At 42.4% G+C, this 22,909-nt stretch carries 10 protein-coding genes, 2 tRNA genes and 3 rRNA genes; 3 read left to right on the forward strand and 12 right to left on the reverse strand.

Annotated elements, in window-relative coordinates:
• Positions 1 to 52: 52 nt before the first annotated feature.
• The 11 genes from ACF3OC_RS16545 to ACF3OC_RS16595 all read right to left on the reverse strand — a co-directional run bounded on the left by ACF3OC_RS16545 (position 53) and on the right by ACF3OC_RS16595 (position 16,154).
• Positions 53 to 1,147 carry a formylglycine-generating enzyme family protein gene (locus ACF3OC_RS16545; protein WP_392469970.1) on the reverse strand — a complete coding sequence of 365 codons (1,095 nt, stop codon included), beginning with the start codon at positions 1,145 to 1,147 and terminating at the stop codon, positions 53 to 55.
• Between the two features lie 141 nt (positions 1,148 to 1,288).
• Positions 1,289 to 2,698 (reverse strand): Gfo/Idh/MocA family protein, encoded by a 1,410-nt coding sequence (locus ACF3OC_RS16550; protein WP_094257940.1) that lies wholly within the window; start codon positions 2,696 to 2,698, stop codon positions 1,289 to 1,291.
• 265 nt (positions 2,699 to 2,963) lie between these two features.
• Positions 2,964 to 4,268, reverse strand: coding sequence for a TolC family protein (locus ACF3OC_RS16555; protein ID WP_392469971.1), 1,305 nt, complete (start codon positions 4,266 to 4,268; stop codon positions 2,964 to 2,966).
• A 1-nt stretch (position 4,269) separates the two neighbouring features.
• Positions 4,270 to 7,365 carry an efflux RND transporter permease subunit gene (locus ACF3OC_RS16560; RefSeq protein ID WP_094280921.1) on the reverse strand — a complete coding sequence of 1,032 codons (3,096 nt, stop codon included), beginning with the start codon at positions 7,363 to 7,365 and terminating at the stop codon, positions 4,270 to 4,272.
• Positions 7,366 to 7,375: 10 nt separating this feature from the next.
• Positions 7,376 to 8,437 (reverse strand): efflux RND transporter periplasmic adaptor subunit, encoded by a 1,062-nt coding sequence (locus ACF3OC_RS16565; RefSeq protein ID WP_094257942.1) that lies wholly within the window; start codon positions 8,435 to 8,437, stop codon positions 7,376 to 7,378.
• Positions 8,438 to 8,560: 123 nt separating this feature from the next.
• Positions 8,561 to 9,178 (reverse strand): response regulator, encoded by a 618-nt coding sequence (locus ACF3OC_RS16570; protein WP_392469975.1) that lies wholly within the window; start codon positions 9,176 to 9,178, stop codon positions 8,561 to 8,563.
• A 1,776-nt stretch (positions 9,179 to 10,954) separates the two neighbouring features.
• Positions 10,955 to 11,066 (reverse strand): 5S ribosomal RNA (rrf, locus tag ACF3OC_RS16575).
• 145 nt (positions 11,067 to 11,211) lie between these two features.
• Positions 11,212 to 14,096: ribosomal RNA gene (locus ACF3OC_RS16580) — 23S ribosomal RNA — on the reverse strand.
• A 203-nt stretch (positions 14,097 to 14,299) separates the two neighbouring features.
• A tRNA-Ala gene (locus ACF3OC_RS16585) sits at positions 14,300 to 14,373 on the reverse strand.
• A gap of 6 nt (positions 14,374 to 14,379) precedes the next feature.
• Positions 14,380 to 14,456, reverse strand: a tRNA-Ile gene (locus ACF3OC_RS16590).
• A gap of 168 nt (positions 14,457 to 14,624) precedes the next feature.
• Positions 14,625 to 16,154, reverse strand: a 16S ribosomal RNA gene (locus tag ACF3OC_RS16595).
• The 16S, 23S and 5S rRNA genes sit together here with 2 tRNA genes alongside, the layout of an rRNA operon.
• A gap of 1,275 nt (positions 16,155 to 17,429) precedes the next feature.
• On the opposite strand from ACF3OC_RS16595, the gene ACF3OC_RS16600 reads away from it, so the two are divergent.
• Positions 17,430 to 18,707: a hypothetical protein gene (locus ACF3OC_RS16600; protein ID WP_392469977.1), complete on the forward strand. Its 1,278-nt coding sequence runs from the start codon at positions 17,430 to 17,432 to the stop codon at positions 18,705 to 18,707.
• Here ACF3OC_RS16600 and ACF3OC_RS16605 read toward each other — a convergent pair whose 3' ends face one another.
• Positions 18,708 to 19,859: an acyl-CoA dehydrogenase family protein gene (locus tag ACF3OC_RS16605; protein WP_392469980.1), complete on the reverse strand. Its 1,152-nt coding sequence runs from the start codon at positions 19,857 to 19,859 to the stop codon at positions 18,708 to 18,710. It lies immediately after the preceding gene.
• A 159-nt stretch (positions 19,860 to 20,018) separates the two neighbouring features.
• On the opposite strand from ACF3OC_RS16605, the gene ACF3OC_RS16610 reads away from it, so the two are divergent.
• Both ACF3OC_RS16610 and lat read left to right on the forward strand, forming a co-directional pair.
• Positions 20,019 to 21,548, forward strand: coding sequence for an aldehyde dehydrogenase family protein (locus tag ACF3OC_RS16610; RefSeq protein ID WP_392469983.1), 1,530 nt, complete (start codon positions 20,019 to 20,021; stop codon positions 21,546 to 21,548).
• A 23-nt stretch (positions 21,549 to 21,571) separates the two neighbouring features.
• Complete coding sequence (gene lat, locus ACF3OC_RS16615; protein WP_392469985.1) at positions 21,572 to 22,864, forward strand: L-lysine 6-transaminase; 1,293 nt, start codon at positions 21,572 to 21,574, stop codon at positions 22,862 to 22,864.
• Positions 22,865 to 22,909: the final 45 nt, after the last annotated feature.

Here is a 22,909-nt window from a genome sequence, read left to right on the forward strand (position 1 = left end):
ACCTTTTTTTATCAGACCCAAAGTCTAAATACTAAATACTAGATACTAGATACTAGACAGCATCTTTAACGCATCGAAATCCAACATTATTGGTTGGTGAGTTAATTTCACCTTTTCCGCGGCTACCGGCTTTATAGCGTTCGCAATATTCATCATTGCATAAAAAGGATCCTCCACGTTGTACTCGCTTCACCGTACCTGGCTCTTGCGGATCATATGAATCGGCTGGTCCTTTCGGATTGTCCTTCGGACTCTGCTGATAATAATCAGGTCGGTAATAATCTGAACACCATTCCCACACATTACCTTCCATATCGTATAAACCATAGGCATTTGCAGGGTATGATTTTACAGGTGCTGTAGTTTCAAAGCCATCCTCCATGCTATTCTTGGTTGGAAATTCTCCTTGGTAAATATTGGCTAACCATTTGCCATTCTCCAATTTCTCTGTTCCCCAATAATAGGTTTCAGACTGATGTTTCCCTGCTTTTGCTGCATATTCCCATTCTGCCTCTGTTGGTAAGCGCTTCCCTGCCCACTTTGCATAGGCTGCTGCATCTTCATAGGCCAACTGAGTCACTGGGTGATTCTCCTTTCCTTTTATCGAGCTATTAGGACCTTCAGGATGCCTCCAATTTGCGTCTGGGACATATTCCCACCATTGCAGGTGATCTTGTAAACCCTGAACTTGCTTTGGCGTAGTGAAGACTGCCGAACCAGGAACCAACAATGTTGGGTCTGCCCCAGGAAAGTCCTTCGGATCCAAAGGTCGTTCTGCAACCGTGACATATCCTGTAGCTTTTACAAAAGCCGCAAACTGCGCATTCGTAACTTCATGAACATCCATGTAAAAAGAATTCACCGTCACCTTGTGGATAGGTTGAGCATCCGGAAAACTATTGCTCCCCATCTCAAAGGTCCCTCCTTCAATCTTGACCATTTCTGCCTTATCTTCCCCGATTTTACCCACAGATGTTGAATCACTTTTTAAATTCGCAAACCGTGAAGGAATAGAAGAAGTATTGCATACAGCTACTGAATCCGAAAAACCAACCTCTGTTTTAGGCTTGGAAGAAGATTGACAGGCTGTAAGAAATAATGCTGTAAGAAATAATAAGGTATAGGGAATATATTTGAAAACGTTCATGGCCTAAGGTTGTGATATCTCTTATTACAAAGATAACAGAGTAATTTAAAATTGAAAATCCATGCTACTTAGCAGAAGTTTCAGAAAAAAATAAAAGCTGCCCCATGAAGGGCAGCTTTCTATGAAATTATTGGAATTTTATTATTTCACGTCTAATTGAACATCCTTAGCATTAACTTTTGGACGGATTTTCGTGTTACCACCACCATTCAAAGTCATATCATGAGGCTTGTTCGTTTTCCAGTTTCCTCTTGTAAAATCTGGAATATCAACAGTTCTACTGTTTTTAGATACTGATTCAACACTTAATGGAACAATTGCACTCCATACCGCGCCATCATAAACTGTTTGATCCAATGGTAAACCATTACGTAGACAGTCGATTAATCTCCAGTCCATCATAAAGTCCATACCACCGTGACCACCTACTTCTTTAGCTTGCTCACCAATGAACTTAACCAAATCAGGCGTATATTGAGTATATAATTGCTTTAATTCTTCTGGTTTAATGAAACTATGTCCAAATGCAATTCCTTCTTCTGGATATTTCTGAGCGAATCCCTTAGTACCACTTAATAAGTGAATACGTGAATAAGGACGTGGAGAAGTAACATCATGTTGTACCATCAATGTTTTTCCTTTTTCAGTCTTGATCAAGGTAGTATCCATGTTTCCTCTGAAGCGCTTGCCAACAAACTCTTTGTAGAAGTCATCAGTAGCTGCCAATTCCCTAGCTTTATCAGCCATCATGAAATCGTTGGATTGCATTGCTACTAAGTGGTTCATTTTATCTCCACAGTTGATGTTCATACATTGAGCAATTGGGCCAATTCCGTGAGTTGGGTATAAGTTACCATTCATTTTAATGTTCTCACGTAATCTCCACATATTATCATATCCGTTCTTAGCGAAGTTCAAACTCAATAAATCGTGGATATATGCACCTTCAGCATGTACTAATTCGCCAAATAACCCTTGGCGAACCATATTCAAGGTTAACATCTCGAAGAAATCATAACAACAGTTCTCCAACATCATACAATGTTTTTTCGTTGCTTCTGATGTTTTAACAACTTCCCAGATTTCTGAAACTGTTAATCCCATTGGCACTTCAGTTGCTGCGTGAGCACCAGATTTCATTGCTTCAATGGCCATTGGAGCATGGTATTCCCATGGTGTTGTAATATATACTAAGTCTAGTTCTTCATTTTTCAACATAGACTTCCAACCATCTTCACCTGAATAAGCTTTTGCTTCTTTCAATCCTTTTTTAGTAAGGATCGTTTGAGCCTTAGCAACACGGTCAGCATGTTTATCACATAATGCTACAATCTCTGCTCCTTCAATATAAGAAAGACGATCCACAGCACCTGGACCACGCATTCCTAATCCAATAACGGCAATTTTTACTTTATCTATTTTCGGCGCAGCAAATCCGGACATATTGATTGCAGAACTTGCAAACACTTCATTCTGCAAAGACGGTAATGTAATCGCAACACTCGATAACAATCCTGCCTTCTTTAAAAAATCTCTACGTGAGTTATTCATAGTATAAATTTATTACTTAACTAAGTTACAAAATCAAGGGGGACTTTGTCCCCCTATAAATCACCTATTTTAAAACAAACTAAACAGTCTAAATTCGATTTATCACAAATTATGGGAAGGAATAATTTGGTCAAGGGGCTTGATTATCAAACCACTAATACAATGATAATACGATTTTTGATAAAACAAAAACTATTTAAGAACGCAAACGTTTGTCCAATTTGCACAACCGTTTGTTTTATGTCAAAATATTGAGACAATAGGGTTATAAATTGATGTTTCCAATCATTTCCTTCAAAGCCAATTCAGATAATTTCGCCTGTAGGCGCGATGAATTGAATCGAGAAACCGCATTGATAAAGTTCTCTTGGGCATCCCGAAACTCAACCGCCGATATCGTTCCGATCTTATATTTCTCTAAAGTGATATTTAAATTCTGACGTGCAATATCCGCGTTGTTCTCCTCCAAACGGGCTAACGAGAGATTCGTCTGGTAGGATTCATAAGCTGTAGACATCGCTGTCTTAATCAATAAATTCTGCTGGTCAATCATAATTCCAGAATTCTCCAATTGTATTTTAGCCACACGTTCATTCCGGCGCTGATTGAATCCATCAAAAAGGTTGATGGAAGCAGTTATCCCATAATTCAAACCACGGGAGTTGGAACTGGATACGAAACCTAAACTGGATTCTGATTCTGAAAAATTATAGCCTGTATTCAATCGAACAACTGGATACCTATTCCCTTTTATCCGCTTGACCTCCAATTCTGCCATTCTTTTATTGATCGCAATAATTTGAAGATCTGGATTATATTCCTTGGCCTTGGATAACAAATCATCGTAAATTAAGGAGTCATCATACTCCACTTCCCTTTCAACATCAAACTCAATATTTAATTCACGAGCCATTAAACTATTCAAGGAAATTTTCAAATTCTTGACCACATTGGCCTGTCTTAACCGACTCGATTCATCTTCATTTAAGTTCACCTGAACATTCAATACTTCCAATCTGGAAGCTTTACCAATCATAAAGCGATTCTCAGCAGTGCGCAATCTCTCCATCGATATATTGATACTGGAATCAATGGCATTTAATAGATTCTGTTGTTCTACTATCGTATAGTAGGTGGATATGACATCCGAAACCTTCGCCAAGATCGTTTTCTTTAATTCAAATTCGCCTTGCTTCTGTAATTCCTTTAATTGCTCATACCTTGAGAACATGGCAAAACCGTCAAATATGGTCCAACCAATACTGACGCCATAACTCATATTATTATTCTTCGCATTGCTTAAGGATCTTTTATCTCCATTCGCTTGAACCTGCGAGGAATTCATCACACTATTATTCTGCGTAAAATTTCCCGTCACATTCGGAAGCATTCCGGCATTGCCATAGGTCAAATTCTCTTTGGCAACCCGTAGATCGTTCTGTGATAATTTGATTTCGAAATTATTTTCTAAAGCAATCTGAACAGCATCTTTTGCCGTCAATAAGCCCTGTGCAAATAAATTTACCCCTGTGTACAGGATTAAAAAGCCTACTAAGACTAGTTTCTTCATTTTATTGTTCAATTTCTTCAAGCTTTTTTATTTCTTCCAATTCAGGATGAAGATTTTTCTTTCTTGACATCATCAGGTAGAAGGCTGGTATCACGAAAAGTGTCAATATCAATGCGAAAATGGTTCCTCCTACAATTACAACCCCCATACCTATCCTACTCGTAGATGCCGCCCCTAAAGACAAGGCAATTGGTAATGCTCCTAAAGCAATTGCTAAGGAGGTCATTAAAATTGGTCTTAAACGTGCCTCCGAAGCCGTAACTACAGCATCATATTTATTGTAACCCTCCTCTCGGAGCTGGTTGGCAAATTCCACAATCAAAATACCGTTCTTCGTCACTAAACCAATCAACATAATGGTACCAATCTGGGAAAAGATATTCCAGGATTGCCCAAATAACCAGAGGGAAAACATCGCCCCAGCAACCGCCATCGGAACAGTAATGATAATAATAATCGGGTCAATAAAACTTTCAAATTGGGCCGCAAGAATCAAGAAGATCAGTAATACAGCAAGTCCAAATGCAAACATGGTATTGGATCCACTTTCCACAAAGTCCCTGGACTCACCACCTAGATCTGTGGTAAAGGTATCATCCAAAACCCTTTCTTTGATGGCCTCCATCGCTGCAATCCCATCACCCATACTTCTTCCCGGTGCTAAACCAGCAGATACTGTTGCGGCCATATACCGATTGTTATGGAACAATTGCGGCGGACTGCTGCGTTCTTCTATTTCTACAATATTATCTAGTTGAATCAATTGTCCTTGACTATTCTTCACAAAGATCGAAGCTAAATCCATCGGTGTGGAGCGATCCTTACGATCAAACTGACCCATGACCTGATATTGCTTTCCATTCATCATGAAATAACCGAATCGCTGTCCTGAAAGCGACATCTGCAAAGTCTGGGCAACATCCAGAACGGATACTCCCAAGGATTGTGCTTTTTCACGATCTATGCTTACATATACTTCTGGCTTATTGAATTTCAGATTCACGTCCGTAATGGAAAAGGTATTATCCTTCGCCAACTCATCCATGAATTCCGGAATCTTTTCTTCTAATTTCTGGAAATTCGGGGCCTGAATAATATATTGAATTGGCAATCCACCTCTTCTATTTACTGAAATCGTAGGTTGCTGAGAAACTGAAACCCGACCTTCCGAATATCCACTGGTCAACCTTGAAAGATCATCCGCAATTTCCTGCTGCGATCTCTCTCTTTCATCTGGTTGTACCAAACCCAACCGTACAAAGCCTGAATTGGAAGATGCAGACCCAAATCCTGGTGAAGTGATCACCAAACTTACCTTCTTCTCTGGAACGGAATCATTGATTAACATCGTAAGATCGGTCATAAACCTATCCATATAATCATAGGACACCCCTTCCGGAGCTGTTGCTCTTAGACTGATATAACTTCGATCGTCATAAGGCGCTGTCTCTTTTGGTAATAATTGATAGAAGAAATAGATCAAGGCAAAACATGCCAAAATGGTCACAAAACTTAACCACTTCACATTCAGAAAGCTTTTTAGGGAATCGGCATAGCCTGAATTCATCATCTCAAAATAGCGCTCTGTGCGCATATAGAACTTAGACCTCTTTTGCTCCCCACCTTTCATTAAATAGGCATTTAACATTGGCGTCAAGGTCAAGGAAACAAATGCAGAAATCAATACTGCTGCTCCAATGACGACTCCAAACTCTCGAAATAATCGACCAACGAATCCCTCCAGAAAGATAACAGGTAAGAATACTGCCGCCAAGGTTACGGAAATCGAGATTACCGCAAAGAAAATCTCATTGGATCCTTTAATCGCCGCCTGTATCGGCGGCATTCCTTCTTCTACCTTCTTGAAAATATTCTCCGTCACGACGATACCATCATCCACTACCAAGCCGGTTGCCAATACAATGGCTAAAAGTGTTAATACATTAATCGAGAATCCACATAAATACATGATGAAGAAGGTGGCAATCAATGAGACCGGAATATCAATCAATGGACGAAAGGCTATCGACCAGTTTCTAAAGAATAGATAAATAATCAAAACGACCAATACAATGGCAATCAATAAAGTTTCCACAACCTCAAAGACAGCTTTTTTCACAAACATCGTATTATCAATGGCAATGTTTAATTCAAAACCATCTGGTAATTCGTTTTGTAAACGGTCATATTCTTTGTAAAACTGATTCGCAATATCTAAATAATTGGTTCCCGGTTGTGGAATAATCGCCAAACTCACCATCGGATATCCCGAATCTGACATCTTGGTTTCAAAATTCTCCGCCTCCAATGCTGCCTTTCCAACATCTGAAAACCTTACGATACGATTATTGTCAGAACGGATAATGATATTACTAAACTCTTCTTCTGTGGCTAGATTACCAATGGTTTTAATGGCTAACTCTGTATTAGCACCGGTCAGCTTTCCTGAAGGAAGTTCCACATTCTGCGTGGTTAATGCAGTCCGAACATCCAACACCGTCAACCCATAAGAGGCGAGTTTGACCGGATCTATCCATAAACGCATAGCATATTTCCGCTGCCCCCAGATTTGAACAGAACTTACTCCCGGAATGGTTTGTAACCGTTGTGCGATCACATTCTCTGCATAATCAGACAATTCCAGCACATTTTTCGTAGCACTTTGCATGGTCATGGTCAGAATAGGCTCTGAATCAGCATCTGCTTTCGACACCACCGGTGGTGCATCAATATCTTGGGGTAAGCTTCTTAAGGCCTGGGAGACTTTGTCCCGAACATCATTTGCAGCTTCTTCTAAGTTCTTACTCAGGTTAAATTCTATGGTAATATTACTGGATCCCTGATTGGATGAAGAGGAAATATTCCGAATGCCATCAATGGAGTTGATCGATTTCTCCAAGGGTTCAGTAATCTGCGATTCGATGATATCGGCATTTGCTCCTGCATAATTCGTTCGCACAGAAATCTGTGCCGGGTCAATAGAAGGATATTCTCGCACGCCCAAAAATGTATACCCTATGATTCCAAAGAGAATCAGGATAAGGTTCATGACGATCGTTAGAACCGGACGTTTAATACTTAGTGTTGATAAACTCATCTATTCTGAATTATTGCAGGACAACCTGTACTGTTGAACCATTCCTTAAGGACATTACTCCAGAAGTTAATACTGTATCCCCAGCCACGATACCGCTCGTGATCAACACATCCTCATCCGTGCGTGCGCCAGTCTCCACCATAACTTCATTTGCCTTCCCTCCTTTTAATACAAATAGTTTCTTGCCGTTCTGAACTGGAATCAATGCCTCTGCTGGCACCAATAATCCTTCTTCCAAAGTCTCTAATGGAAAAACAATGTTGGCAAATGTCCCCGGAATAATATTATCAGAACTATTCGAGGTGATGGCTTTTACCAATAAGGTTCTGGTATTTGCTTCTACAGCTGGCTCAGTTGCATAAATCTTTGCCGTAAATTCACCTTCCACCCCCTGAACAGAAAATTTAATCTGATTATTAACACGAACTTTGTTCGCATATTTTTCAGGAATGGAGAATGATACTTTAAGTCTATTGGTATTAACTAGTTGTGCGATATTTGTTGTTGGAGTAACATAACTCCCTTTTGAAATACTTCTTAATCCTATCCGGCCAGAAAAAGGCGCACGGATCACGGTTTTACTAAGTTGTGCCTTTATCAATTGGATCTGCGATTGTGCTGTACGAAAGTCGGCACTCGCGATATCATACTCTTCTTGAGAAATGGCTTCTTTTTCTAATAGTAATTTAGCTCTACGCTCATTTTCAGCAGCTAGGTTATTACGGGTTTGCGCCTGTGCTAATTGTGCCTGTAACTCGGCATCATTGATCGTCAATAAAGGTTGTCCCTGACTAACACGTCCGCCTTCAGAGAAATTAATGGATTCTACAATCCCGGAAACCTCAGTATGAATTTCGATTTGCTCATCTGCTTCAATCGCGCCCGAAAGAGATAGGAAATCCGAAAAGGGTTGCCCTTTAACGATGACCCCATATACCTTGGCAGCACTCCGACTTCCCCTAGGACCATTTTGAGCTTCCGCTTTTTCTTTGTTCTTGGTAATCCTATAATAGACCATTCCGCCTACAAGTAGGACCCCAACTAATAATATAATAATGGATTTTCTCTTCATTTCAGGTTAGCAAATTGCTTAAATCAATCAAGTTTAATTATCCTGAAAAATAGAAAAAAAAGGAATAGGATAGTGTAATAATGTTATTATACTATTATTAGCAATGCTTAAACTATAAGTTTACTAGTGCGCTTTGATCTTTATATGTGTGGCTATATTTAGTTTTTTAATGATTCCGCGAATAAGTTCCCACAATTTATCGACGGTAATTTCGCAGGAAGTAGCAGTACGATCCAAACTAAATCCCTCTAACAAGCGGTGAACAATGGTTAATTCCCTTCGGGAAAGTTTCCTTCTCGATTGTGGTGGTTGTTGGATACCCATGAATAAGGATTTCGTCAATTCAGGACTTGCATAGGAAGATCCGGCAAGGACATCACGAATAATTTTTAATAAGTCAGAAGCTTTGGTACCTTTTTTCACAAATGCATAAGCACCAGCAAGAATACTTTGTCGGATAATAGCAGGATTATCCACATCAGAAAGCATAATAATATGCACATCAGGGTATCGTTCCTTAATAATAGGAATACCACTAATACCATCAATATCTGGCATCATAATATCTAGAAGAATTACTTCTGGATTAACCGATGGATTGGCTTTCTTTTGAAAATCAACTATGGATTCCGCCTCGAGTACAAAATCAAAACAAATTGATTTCATATTCAATAACTGAAATTTAGTCAAATTTCTGCAAAAGACACTATCATCAATTATTCCTAATTTAATGCAATCCATAACTATTATCTTAAATTCACACCCTTGATCATGGGATAATCAAGTATTAAAACATCCTTGTTTCAGTATAAATATACAATATGTATTGAAAATCAGAAAGAAACTATATATAAAAGTAGGAATATATTTTATAGATTAATTAATTTATAAAAATAACGGATAATTTTTTTCCATAAAAACAATATCTCCATATACCCCTACTAAAAGTGAAAACAACGTCAAATGCTGACAAAAATAGACTACAACTCTTAAGTTATAGGTTAAATTTAGAAATTAAAGATTGAAATTCAATAAATTGGCTGAATTTCAGCCATTGCTTCCACTCAATCTATGAAAAAAATAACAAAACCGTTTCAGCACTACATTATGATAATATTAACTATTCTTAAAGATAAAGATTAATCCAAATCAGAAAGATTAGCGTAATAACGCATATATAATTTTAATTCTTTAGAAATGTAACTATTTATTATGAGCCCTATTTTTGTAACAAGATATATATTCCATAAAACTATTACGCATAGGTCAAAATTGGTATGATGATAATTATTAAGCCCCAGAGGGGCGACATGTTTGTAGCAAGGGACGTATAAGAAGATACAGCCCTGTAGGGGCAGCATGTTTGTCAAACCATGACCAAATAATAAATAAAAGGGCGTATGCGATACGCCCGTACAATGCGTTTCATTTATCCGATAGGCATTATGCGGTCTGGATGATCAAGCCCCAGCGGGGCGACATGTTTGTAGAAAGGGACATTAAACAAGATACAGCCCCATAGGGGCGGCATGTTTGTAGCTAGGGACGTATAAGAAGATACAGCCCCATAGGGGCGACATATTTGTAGGAACCCCAGCGGGGTTCAATATTAGTAACCCGAAGGTAGAAAACAAAGACCCCTTCCGCAGAACTGCAATCGCTAAAGCGATTGCAGTTTTACGGAAGGGGTTATTTCATGTTATGTCCTTTTCTACTAACATTAAACTCCTCTGGAGTTTCTTGCACCGCTGACGAGGATCAAGCCTCGAGTGACGTCACGTTCGCCAACATATCGCCTAAAATGGATCCCGCATCTTCGATGCGGAATGACAATCACATCATTACATTAGGTCATGGGTTAAAAAAGGAGCTTCGCCAAGGCCGAAGCTCCTTTTTTAACCCATGACCCTGACACAATTACCCTGTCATTCAGAGCGCAGCGAAGAATCCATTTCTAGCCCGCCAATCGTAGGGGCGTATCGCATACGCCCTCCTTTCAATATAACCCCTACAATTCCAAAAACGCCCATATCCCAATGATTAACCATTTATGTAATTATCCAATACGGCCACCATTCCCGTAAAACGACAAAAGGGCGTATGCGATACGCCCGTACAATGCATTTCATTTATCCGATAGTCATTCCGTCCTGCATGGTCAAACCCCATAGGGGCGGCATATCTGTAGGAACCCCAGCGGGGTTCAATATTAGTAACCCGAAGGTAAAAAAAAGAGCCCTTCCGCAGAACTGCAATCGCTAAAGCGATTGCAGTTCTGCGGAAGGGCTTATTTCATGTTACGTTCCTTTCTACTAACATTAAACTCCTATGGAGTTTCTTGCACCGCTGACGAGGTTCAAGCCCCGTAGGGGCGACATATTTGTCAAACCATGACCAAACAACAATACAAAAGGGCGTATCCGATACGCCCCTAGCATCGGGCCGTCCGTTGCATTTCCCCATATCCCTGAAAACACAAAAAGCCCGTTGTCATCTGACAACGGGCTTCCGTATAAAATTAGGCACCGACCTACTCTCCCACCTGTTACGGCAATACCATCGGCTCTGGCGGGCTTAACTTCTCTGTTCGGAATGGGAAGAGGTGGACACCGCCGATATAGGCACCTGAATATCTTTTTAAGTAGTATTTAGTAGTTAGTATTTAGTAGTTAGACCTGGGGCCTGCCACCAAACACGGCGTACTTCGTACTCCATATTGACATGTTATTGGAAGAAAGGATGTTAAAAAGAGAGAGGACAACAGAACTATCCGCATTGGAAAGCTTCGGGCTATTAGTATCACTCGGCTTTGGTCTTTCAACCTTTACACCTGTGACCTATCAACGTTGTCATCTTCAACGACCCTTATGAGGAAGTCTCATCTCGTGGCTAGTTTCGCACTTAGATGCTTTCAGCGCTTATCTATCCCGGACGTAGCTACCCTGCCGTACACCTGGCGGCATAACAGGTTCACCAGCGGTCCGTCCAACCCGGTCCTCTCGTACTAAGGTCAGATCCACTCAAACTTCCAGCGCCCACAACAGATAGGGACCGAACTGTCTCGCGACGTTCTGAACCCAGCTCGCGTGCCACTTTAATGGGCGAACAGCCCAACCCTTGGGACCTTCTCCAGCCCCAGGATGTGACGAGCCGACATCGAGGTGCCAAACCTCCCCGTCGATATGAGCTCTTGGGGGAGATCAGCCTGTTATCCCCAGAGTACCTTTTATCCTTTGAGCGATGGCCCTTCCATACAGAACCACCGGATCACTATGTCCGTCTTTCGACCCTGGTCGACTTGTAGGTCTCACAGTCAAGCAAGCTTATGCCATTGCACTCCTCGTACGGTTACCAAGCGTACTGAGCTTACCTTTGAAAGCCTCCGTTACCTTTTTGGAGGCGACCACCCCAGTCAAACTACCCACCAAACAATGTCTCCCGCATCGCGGGATTAGAAACCGAATACAGAAAGGGCGGTATTTCAAGGTCGTATCCACGATTCCTGGCGAAACCGCTTCGACTACTCCCGCCTATCCTACACATCCTGTACCCAATTTCAATGTTAAGCTATAGTGAAGGTTCATGGGGTCTTTCCGTCCCGTTGCGGGTAACCGGCGTCTTCACCGATACCACAATTTCACCGAGCTCATGGCTGAGACAGCGCCCAGATCGTTACACCATTCGTGCAGGTCGGAACTTACCCGACAAGGAATTTCGCTACCTTAGGACCGTTATAGTTACGGCCGCCGTTTACTGGGGCTTCGATTCAATGCTTCTCCTTGCGGATGACATCCCCTCTTAACCTTCCAGCACCGGGCAGGTGTCAGGCCTTATACCTCATCTTTCGATTTCGCAAAGCCATATGTTTTTGCTAAACAGTCGCCTGGGCCTTTTCACTGCGGCTTCTCCATCGCTGGAGGAAGCGCCCCTTCTCCCGAAGTTACAGGGCCATTTTGCCGAGTTCCTTAGCCATGATTCACTCGAGCACCTTAGGATCCTCTCCTCGACTACCTGTGTCGGTTTACGGTACGGGTATTGATAACCTGGAGCTTAGCGGGTTTTCTTGGAAGTCTGCTTACCTGCGCTATCAGCGCCCCCGAGGGTTTGCTGTACTATCGGGCTTCAGCTGTACCAGCGGATTTGCCTACCGGTCCAATACCTTTGCCCTTCAACGAACTATTCCGTCAGTTCGCGGCAGTGTCACTACTCCGTCACCACATCGCAGTTATCAATAGTACGGGATTATTAACCCGTTGGCCATCGGCTGCCTCCCTTCGGATGCGCCTTAGGTCCCGACTAACCCTGATCCGATTAGCGTTGATCAGGAAACCTTAGTCTTTCGGTGGGCGGGTTTCTCACCCGCCTTATCGTTACTTATGCCTACATTTGCTTTTCCATCAGGTCCACCACGAGTCACCCCGCGGATTCACCCCCGATGGAATGCTCCCCTACCAGTGCAATAAATTGCAATCCATAGCTTCGGTATCGTTCTTGATGCCCGTTTATTATCCACGCCCGGCCGCTCGACTAGTGAGCTGTTACGCACTCTTTAAATGAATGGCTGCTTCCAAGCCAACATCCTAGCTGTCTGGGCAACCGGACCTCGTTAGTTCAACTTAGAACGAATTTGGGGACCTTAGCTGATGGTCTGGGTTCTTTCCCTCTCGGCCTTGGACCTTAGCACCCAAAGCCTCACTGCCGGCCATATCTAGCAGCATTCGGAGTTCGTCTGGATTTGGTAGGATTTGACTCCCCCGCACCCAATCGGTAGCTCTACCTCTGCTAGACTCATATGCCGACGCTGTTCCTAAAAACATTTCGGGGAGTACGAGCTATTTCCCAGTTTGATTGGCCTTTCACCCCTACCCTCAGGTCATCCGGAAACTTTTCAACGTTTATCGGTTCGGTCCTCCAGTACGTGTTACCGCACCTTCAACCTGCCCAAGGGTAGATCACAAGGTTTCGCGTCTACCTCGTCCGACTATACGCCCTGTTCAGACTCGCTTTCGCTTCGGCTCCTGGCCTTAAGCCATTAACCTTGCCGGACAAGAGTAACTCGTAGGCTCATTATGCAAAAGGCACGCCGTCACGGAATCACTCCGCTCCGACCGCTTGTAAGCACACGGTTTCAGGTTCTTTTCACTCCCCTGTTCGGGGTTCTTTTCACCTTTCCCTCACGGTACTGGTTCACTATCGGTCTCTCAGGAGTATTTAGCCTTGCCAGATGGTGCTGGCGGATTCCCACAGGATTTCTCCGGTCCCGCGGTACTCAGGATACCACTATGGCTGCATTCTTTACCTGTACGGGGCTCTCACCCTTATCGCGCAGTTTCCCACCTGCTTCCAGTTCATAGCACAGTCCAATGGCGTGGTCCTACAACCCCAGTATTGCCGTAACAATACTGGTTTGGGCTCTTTCCCGTTCGCTCGCCACTACTTGGGAAATCATTGTTATTTTCTCCTCCTACGCCTACTTAGATGTTTCAGTTCAGCGCGTTCGCTTCATTTGATGGCATGTCTTCAACATGCCGGGTTGCCCCATTCGGAAATCCACGGATCAATTCGCATTTGCCGATCCCCGTGGCTTATCGCAGCTTATCACGTCCTTCATCGCCTCTGAGAGCCTAGGCATCCCCCGTGTGCCCTTGTTTACTTTCTTCACGCTATCACCCCTTTTGCCAAGTGATAGGTTGCTTATTGGCCGCCATCCATCGCTGGACGACAGGCCTCTGTTGTCTTCTCTTGTTAATCTCTTTTCTTCCAATATGTCAAAGAACTCTTTATCTGAAGTACCTAGTAGTTAGTAGTTAGTATTTAGAACCATTGCTCTAAGCTAAAACCTTCTATAAGGACTCGGACCTGTGGAGAATAACGGATTCGAACCGTTGACCCCCTGCGTGCAAGGCAGGTGCTCTAGCCAGCTGAGCTAATTCCCCGTGTGATGGTAGTCCCGAGCAGATTTGAACTGCTGACCCCTACATTATCAGTGTAGTGCTCTAACCAACTGAGCTACGGGACTAGCTTATCTCTCTCATCTCTCGGTGTCACCGTCTGTTCGGAGCATCACTATCTAAATACTAAATACTAGATACTAGATACTCCCCACAGGGTGGGCACTTTCTTCTGAATGTCTTTTTTTTTCCATACGATCATGTATGTCGCGCAGCGATCCCAGAGCGGGCTCTAGAAAGGAGGTATTCCAGCCGCACCTTCCGGTACGGCTACCTTGTTACGACTTAGCCCCAATTACCGGTTTTACCCTAACACGCTCCTTGCGGTTACATGCTTTAGGTACCCCCAGCTTTCATGGCTTGACGGGCGGTGTGTACAAGGCCCGGGAACGTATTCACCGCGTCATTGCTGATACGCGATTACTAGCGAATCCAACTTCACGGGGTCGAGTTGCAGACCCCGATCCGAACTGTGAATGGCTTTTCGAGATTGGCATCACATTGCTGTGTAGCTGCCCGCTGTACCATCCATTGTAGCACGTGTGTAGCCCCGGACGTAAGGGCCATGATGACTTGACGTCGTCCCCGCCTTCCTCTCTGCTTGCGCAGGCAGTCTGTTTAGAGTCCCCACCTTGACGTGCTGGCAACTAAACATAGGGGTTGCGCTCGTTGCGGGACTTAACCCAACACCTCACGGCACGAGCTGACGACAGCCATGCAGCACCTAGTTTCCTGTCCCGAAGGACGGATGCGTCTCTGCATCCTTCAGTAACTTTCAAGCCCGGGTAAGGTTCCTCGCGTATCATCGAATTAAACCACATGCTCCTCCGCTTGTGCGGGCCCCCGTCAATTCCTTTGAGTTTCACCCTTGCGGGCGTACTCCCCAGGTGGATGACTTAACGCTTTCGCTTGGACGCTTACGGTATATCGCAAACATCGAGTCATCATCGTTTAGGGCGTGGACTACCAGGGTATCTAATCCTGTTCGATCCCCACGCTTTCGTGCATCAGCGTCAATAACGGCTTAGACAGCTGCCTTCGCAATCGGTGTTCTGAGACATATCTATGCATTTCACCGCTACTTGTCTCATTCCGCCGTCTTCAACCGCATTCAAGCACTTCAGTATCAAGGGCACTGCGACAGTTGAGCTGCCGTCTTTCACCCCTGACTTAAAGTGCCGCCTACGCACCCTTTAAACCCAATAAATCCGGATAACGCTCGGATCCTCCGTATTACCGCGGCTGCTGGCACGGAGTTAGCCGATCCTTATTCTTTAGGTACATTCAGCCCACTACACGTAGTGGGGTTTATTCCCTAACAAAAGCAGTTTACAACCCATAGGGCAGTCATCCTGCACGCGGCATGGCTGGTTCAGGGTTGCCCCCATTGACCAATATTCCTTACTGCTGCCTCCCGTAGGAGTCTGGTCCGTGTCTCAGTACCAGTGTGGGGGATTCTCCTCTCAGAGCCCCTAGACATCGTCGCCTTGGTGGGCCGTTACCCCACCAACTAGCTAATGTCACGCGAGCCCATCCATATCCTATGAATATTTGACAAATAAACCATGCGGTAAATCTGTGTCATGCGGTGTTAATCCGAATTTCTTCGGGCTATCCCCCTGATATGGGTAGGTTGCTCACGCGTTACGCACCCGTGCGCCACTCTCACCAACCGGTAGCAAGCTACCAGCTGGATCCCGTCCGACTTGCATGTATTAGGCCTGCCGCTAGCGTTCATCCTGAGCCAGGATCAAACTCTCCATTGTAAAATGAAGTGTAAGATCAAGACTATTTATAATAAATAGAATTGTCTTGTTTTAATGTTTTCCTCCCGCTCCGGGATATCTGAATTGATTTCTTAAATCTTTGTTCAGCTATCGTACTCTCGTACGAGTCGCTGCGCTACATGATCATTTAAAGAACTTATCTCGCCTGGGCATCTCGCTTCGGCTTTTTTATGTTGTGGATCCCTCATCGCTGAAGGCTACAATCTGTCATTTTTCTATCGCTCCGAGCATCGCGCTCGTTGCTGTTTCCCTCGGTTGGGACTGCAAAGGTAGAAACCTTTTTTGATTCCGCAAAATTTATTTTAAAATAATTTTGAGGCGCTTTTTTCAAAAGATACGGTGCATCGGGTCTGACCCCTTTTTTACCGTGTTTCATTCCCTGTTGTCAGTGGCCTTTCAGCCGTCCCTCCCTTGCGGAGTGGTGCAAAGATAGGGACAAAACATCCATACTTCCAAGACATCCCAGCAACAATTTTTGGTAGCAAGGCGTAACTCGCTAGCACATTGCACGATAAATTTTCAGGAAGCTGGCATTTTCATTGCCCAGGGATGGTTGCGGGGGCATGAACGGTAGAAAAGGAAGGTCGGGCGAGATGGAAAGTCTGGGATCATGGATGTGTGTGTTTTGGAGGGGATCATAGCTCGTTCCTTTTCGAAGGGGGGGTAAATACACTATCATTATCGGAAATACTTCGGGAGGAGTTCCAACAAAACTCGATATTCCGGCGCATCACTAGCGCAGATCCCCCGCAGATCCGCCTGACCTCGGCCGTAAAAATTCGACCAAGGTCAGGAAAAGATCCGAAGAAGGTCCGACCAAGGTGCGGTAGAGGTCCTGATTTGTCCAAAAGATGGACAGAATTATCGCTGAATTCGAAACTGTAGTATTACAGTATTCGAAACAGCATTATTAATGAGTTCGAAACTGACCTTATCACTTTATACAAAAGCTATATTATTACAATATTCAAAAGCATCCTTTAATACCGTATTTAAAACCTTCATTATAACTGAAATCAAAATCGACCTTATCACCTTATACAAAAGCAACATTATTACCGAAATCAAAACCTACCTTATTAAAGTATATAGAACCTACATTATTATAGCATTCAAAATCTACATAATTACTGAAATCAAAATCAACTTTATTCCAGTATTTAAACACCTACACTATTACAATATTCAAATGCTACATTAAAGAGGACATAAGATTAGAATTGACTATATTTAATGAAATCCAATAAAAGACCTATGAAATTGAACGATACGCAAGACCAAAATTATAGCTACCCTAAAAATCCAATCCTTTTCCGTTTTTGTTTCATCTTCATCCTGACATTTATACTACTGGCCAATAATGGAACCTTCTTTTTCCTCCAACATCTATTGGTTCTCATCCGACCATTTTTGATTGATCTAATAAGAGCCTTCGGTAGAACTTTTTTTGATTTGAGCTACAATGCCAGCTACATAAATGGAAGCGGAGACACAGCCATGCAATGGATACAACTCTTGCTAATATTGATATTCTCAGCTGTTGGCACATTGATCTGGAGCTTATTGGACCGTAAAAACAAAAGCTATCCAAGATTATATTATTGGCTTACCGTCATTGTCCGTTATTATATAGCCTTTATGTTGCTGAATTATGGCATGGTAAAATTGACACATAGTCAATTTCCATTTCCCACTTTACTACGATTAACAGAACCGCTCTACAAGTTTTCACCAATGGGGCTGGCATGGACATTTTATGGAGCCTCCAATCCTTATAATATATTCATGGGGATTGCTGAATTAATGAGTATAATATTATTATTCCGAAAAACCACAACCCTGGGTGCCATTATCACCTTTGCAGTCAGCGTGAATATCATGGCAACCAATTATTTCTTTGATGTACCTGTAAAATTGGTTTCTACAGCACTAGCCTTATTGAGTTTATTTCTACTGGCACCGAATATCCAAAGATTGATGGGCTTATTAATAGCGCAGAAAACAGTTAAACTAATTCCGCTCCCCACACCTATATATAATAAACGTTGGAAAAAAATCACCATGATCAGCATAAAGGTTCTACTCCTACTCTTGGTATTCTCGGGGCATATTCGGCAATTAATCTCACCAATTGATTACTTCAAACCGTACTTTGATCCAGAAGCCGAACTTTATGGTGCCTATTATATCCCTAATAGGGAATATAAAAACCATGCGAAGAACAATATCCCTGATGAATGGCATCAGCTTATCATCACAACTGAAAAAACGTTGACTATTAGAAATGAGGAAATGGATATTATTCAATATGAATACATCAAGGATCCGAAGAAAAAGGAGATCAAAATAATAGAATCAGATAAAAGTGTAGTACTTGAAATGAAATATCATCTCGAAAATACGGGAATTACCCTACGCAATATCCATTCTCCGGATTCCACATCTATCTTCCTGGAGAAGATAGATATGGATAATATTGATCTAAAAACCCGAACATTCCGTTGGATAAATGAATATCCTCATAATAGGTAGTTAAAATGCGTTGAATCCGGTGATATCATTTCCGGTGATCAATAAATGAACATCGTGTGTTCCTTCATAGGTAATCACCGATTCCAGGTTCATCATGTGGCGCATAATGGAGTAATCACCGACGATTCCCATGGCGCCAAGAATCTGCCTAGCCTCGCGGGCTACCTGCAAAGCCATGTTCACATTATTTCTCTTCGCCATGGAAATCTGGGCAGCGGTTGCCCGATCTTCATTTTTCAAGAGCCCCAATCGCCATGAAAGCAGCTGCGCCTTGGTGATTTCAGTAATCATCTCCGCCAATTTCTTCTGCTGCAGTTGAAAGGAAGCAATGGGTTTCCCGAATTGTTTTCTTTCCTTGGCATAATTCAATGCCGTTTGATAACAGTCCATCGCAGCCCCAATAGCTCCCCAAGAAATTCCAAACCTTGCTGAATTCAGGCAGGACAAGGGTCCTTTCATCGAACTGACTTCTGGCAAAACATTTTCCTCAGGAATAAATACCTGGTCAAAGACAAGCTCGCCAGTTTTAGAGGCCCGAAGAGACCATTTGTTTAAAGTTTCGGGGCTAGTAAAGCCTTCAAAAGCACGTTCGACAATAACGCCACGGATTTTCTTCTCTTCATCCCGAGCCCAAACGACAGCAATATCACAGATAGGCGCATTCGTGATCCACATTTTAGAACCCGATAAACGATAGCCAGTGCCATCCTTAACAAATTTGGTTTCCATACTGGCAGGATCGGAACCATGATTTGGTTCCGTTAGCCCAAAAGCACCTATCAATTCCCCTGTCGCTAATCGGGGTAAGAATTTTTGTTTTTGTTCTTCGGAGCCGAATTTATAAATCGGGAACATCACCAATGAAGATTGAACAGAAGCGGCAGAACGGATTGCCGAATCCGCGAATTCAAGTTCCTGCATGATTAAGCCGTAGGTCATTTGATCCAATCCTAGCCCAGCATATTTTTCAGGAATAAAGGTCCCTAAAGCGCCCATACTGCCCAGCTTTCGCATTAAATCGGGAATCTCCTGATGCTCCTGCGCATAATAATCCATCTTCGGAACAAATTCCGCCTTCACATAATTACGGATGGAATCCCGAACAAGAATTTGTTCAGGTGTTAGTAATTCGTCTATTTGATAATAGTCCATAACTAGATTTGAAATATGAGGTTTGAGAAAATCAATTTAATGGTTATTTATTAACCTTTTATACTGTCCCCAAATTACAAAATAAATTCGACCAAATCCATTCGAAAACAAAAGATATTCTCTATATTTATAAAAATTTCGAATAATATAAACCATATTATGACATCAAAAGAATTAAAAGCACTTGGAATCGAGGCAGAGAACCTAGGAACCTCTACGGGTAACAAATGGTTTGCAAAGGGTGAATTGATTGAGTCCTATTCTCCAACGAATGGGAAGCTAATCGCAAAGGTTAGGAGTACAACAGAGAAAGAATACGAAAAGGTTATACAAGAGGCTGAAAAGGCAAAATTATTATGGAGGGATATTCCGGCACCTAAGCGTGGTGAGATTGTCCGTCAATTAGGAGATAAATTACGTGAATTAAAGCCAGTCCTTGGGAAATTAGTTTCCTATGAAATGGGGAAATCCTATCAGGAAGGAATGGGCGAGGTTCAGGAGATGATTGACATCTGTGATTTTGCAGTAGGACTATCAAGGCAATTATACGGGAATACCATTCATTCGGAGCGTCCAGGGCACCGGATGTATGATCAATATCATCCACTAGGAATCGTAGGAATCATTACTGCATTTAACTTTCCAGTAGCTGTTTGGTCTTGGAATGCGGCCTTAGCATTAGTTTGTGGAGATGTTGTCGTATGGAAACCAAGTGAAAAAACACCATTATGTGCCGTAGCATGTCAACATATTATTGCTGAGATTTTAAAAGCAAACAAATTACCAGAAGGAATTTCTTCCTTGGTTGTTGGAGATGCTGAGGTTGGCAAATGGTTATCCGAGGACGAACGACTGCCATTAATTTCCGCGACAGGTTCAACCCGCATGGGCAAGGAAGTAGCAACAGTAGTTGCGAAGCGTTTAGGAAAATCATTATTGGAGCTAGGTGGAAACAATGCCATCATTGTGAGTCCTAGTGCGGATCTTAAAATGACCATTATTGGTGCTGTATTTGGCGCCGTAGGAACTGCAGGTCAACGTTGTACCAGTACCAGACGCTTGATTATCCATGAAAGCATTTACGATAAAGTGAAAAAATCATTGGTTGATGCCTATAAGCAAATCAAGATTGGAGATCCTTTGGATAGCAAAAATCACATGGGACCTTTGATTGACACCGCGGCAGTAAACATGTACTTAGATGCCTTGGATAAGATCAAAGCAGAAGGCGGTAAATTATTAACCAAGGGCGAGGTATTAAAAGGCGAAGGCTATGAAAGCGGATGTTATGTTACTCCGGTGATTGCTGAAGTGGAGAACCACTATGAAATCGTTCAACACGAGACCTTTGCCCCGATTTTATATTTAATAAAATACAGTGGAGAAGTTGATGCAGCCATCAGCTTACAAAATGGTGTCAAACAAGGACTTTCTTCAGCGATCATGACGAACAGTCTTCGTGAGGCTGAATTATTCCTGAGCCAGAATGGTTCGGATTGTGGTATTGCCAATGTTAATATAGGAACTTCAGGTGCTGAAATTGGTGGCGCTTTCGGAGGGGAGAAAGATACTGGTGGCGGCCGTGAATCTGGATCGGATGCATGGAAGGTGTATATGCGTAGACAAACCAATACCATTAATTATACGACGAGCCTACCGTTGGCTCAAGGAATTAAATTTGACCTATAAACAGAATTGAATTATAAACGATTATGATAAGAGAAACACATAAAAGATTAGCAAAACATATCTTAGCCGATGGACTTCCAGTGGTTATGGACCTAGAGAAATCTCATGGTTCATACATTGTTGACATTGATGGCAAGGAATATTTGGACATGTTCAGCATGTTCGCATCATCACCAGTAGGATACAACCATCCTTATATTTTAGCCAATGAGAAGCAGTTGGAGAAAGTATCCATTAATAAATTAGCTTTATCGGATATCTATCCAGATGAGTATGCAGATTTCATGGATGTTTTTGAACGCGTGGGCATTCCGCAGGAATTAAGCTATTGTTTTTTCATTGATGGCGGCGGATTGGCAGTTGAAAATGCATTAAAAGCAGCTTTTGATTGGAAGACCCGCTTAAATCTATCGAAAGGAATCGAACAGGAAGCAAGTCAGGTGATTCACTTCAAACAAGCATTCCACGGAAGAACAGGTTATACCCTATCCTTAACAAACACGAAAGATCCAAGGAAGTATATGTACTTCCCAAAATTCAATTGGCCTAGAATCAGTAATCCGAAATTAACCTTCCCATTAACGGAAGAGTCGGTTGCTAACACCATTGAGTTAGAGAAACAAGCGATCCAGGAAATTGAAAATGCAATTGCCAACAATCCCAATGATATTGCCTGCTTGATCCTTGAACCTATTCAAGCCGAAGGTGGTGACAATCATTTCCGCAAGGAGTTCTTTGTTAAATTAAGAGAGATCTGTGATAAAAATGATATCATCTTAATATTGGATGAAGTCCAAACGGGAATTGCCATGACGGGAAAAATGTGGTGTTATCAACATTATGGCATTGTTCCGGATGTGATTTCCTTTGGCAAGAAAACTCAGGTTTGTGGTATTTTGGCAAACAAGGCCAAATTTGATCGGGTAGAAAAGAATGTTTTCCAAGAATCCAGCCGTATCAATTCGACCTTCGGTGGGAATTTAGTGGATATGATCCGCTTTAAACTCATCCTGGAGATTATTGAAAAAGAAGGCTTGGTGAATAAAGCTGAAACATTAGGAGAGTACCTACAGGTAAAATTGTTGGAATTATCCGAAAAACATCCATCCATCAGTAATGTCAGAGGAAAAGGTTTATTAGTGGCATTTGATTTACCAACGCCAGAGGCAAGAGATAAATTTGTGGAAGCGGCGATGAAAGAAAATATGTTGATATTAGGATGTGGAGAGCGTAGTATTCGTTTCAGACCACACCTTACCGTGAGCAAAGAAGACTTAGATAAAGCGATTTCTATCGTAGACAAAGTAGTTGATTAATAAAAAAATAAAATCCCGGCCTTTCGACCGGGATTTTATTTTTTA

The organism is Sphingobacterium cellulitidis (assembly GCF_043187465.1).
Lineage (GTDB): Bacteria > Bacteroidota > Bacteroidia > Sphingobacteriales > Sphingobacteriaceae > Sphingobacterium > Sphingobacterium cellulitidis.

Excerpts from the sequence above, each read along its gene's own strand:
- ACF3OC_RS16610 (WP_392469983.1), top strand. The coding sequence starts at position 20,019 with ATGACATCAAAAGAATTAAAAGCACTTGGAATCGAGGCAGAGAACCTA.
- ACF3OC_RS16545 (WP_392469970.1), bottom strand. The coding sequence starts at position 1,147 with ATGAACGTTTTCAAATATATTCCCTATACCTTATTATTTCTTACAGCA.
- ACF3OC_RS16600 (WP_392469977.1), top strand. The coding sequence starts at position 17,430 with ATGAAATTGAACGATACGCAAGACCAAAATTATAGCTACCCTAAAAAT.
- ACF3OC_RS16565 (WP_094257942.1), bottom strand. The coding sequence starts at position 8,437 with ATGAAGAGAAAATCCATTATTATATTATTAGTTGGGGTCCTACTTGTA.
- ACF3OC_RS16605 (WP_392469980.1), bottom strand. The coding sequence starts at position 19,859 with ATGGACTATTATCAAATAGACGAATTACTAACACCTGAACAAATTCTT.
- ACF3OC_RS16555 (WP_392469971.1), bottom strand. The coding sequence starts at position 4,268 with ATGAAGAAACTAGTCTTAGTAGGCTTTTTAATCCTGTACACAGGGGTA.
- ACF3OC_RS16550 (WP_094257940.1), bottom strand. The coding sequence starts at position 2,698 with ATGAATAACTCACGTAGAGATTTTTTAAAGAAGGCAGGATTGTTATCG.
- ACF3OC_RS16570 (WP_392469975.1), bottom strand. The coding sequence starts at position 9,178 with ATGGATTGCATTAAATTAGGAATAATTGATGATAGTGTCTTTTGCAGA.
- lat (WP_392469985.1), top strand. The coding sequence starts at position 21,572 with ATGATAAGAGAAACACATAAAAGATTAGCAAAACATATCTTAGCCGAT.
- ACF3OC_RS16560 (WP_094280921.1), bottom strand. The coding sequence starts at position 7,365 with ATGAGTTTATCAACACTAAGTATTAAACGTCCGGTTCTAACGATCGTC.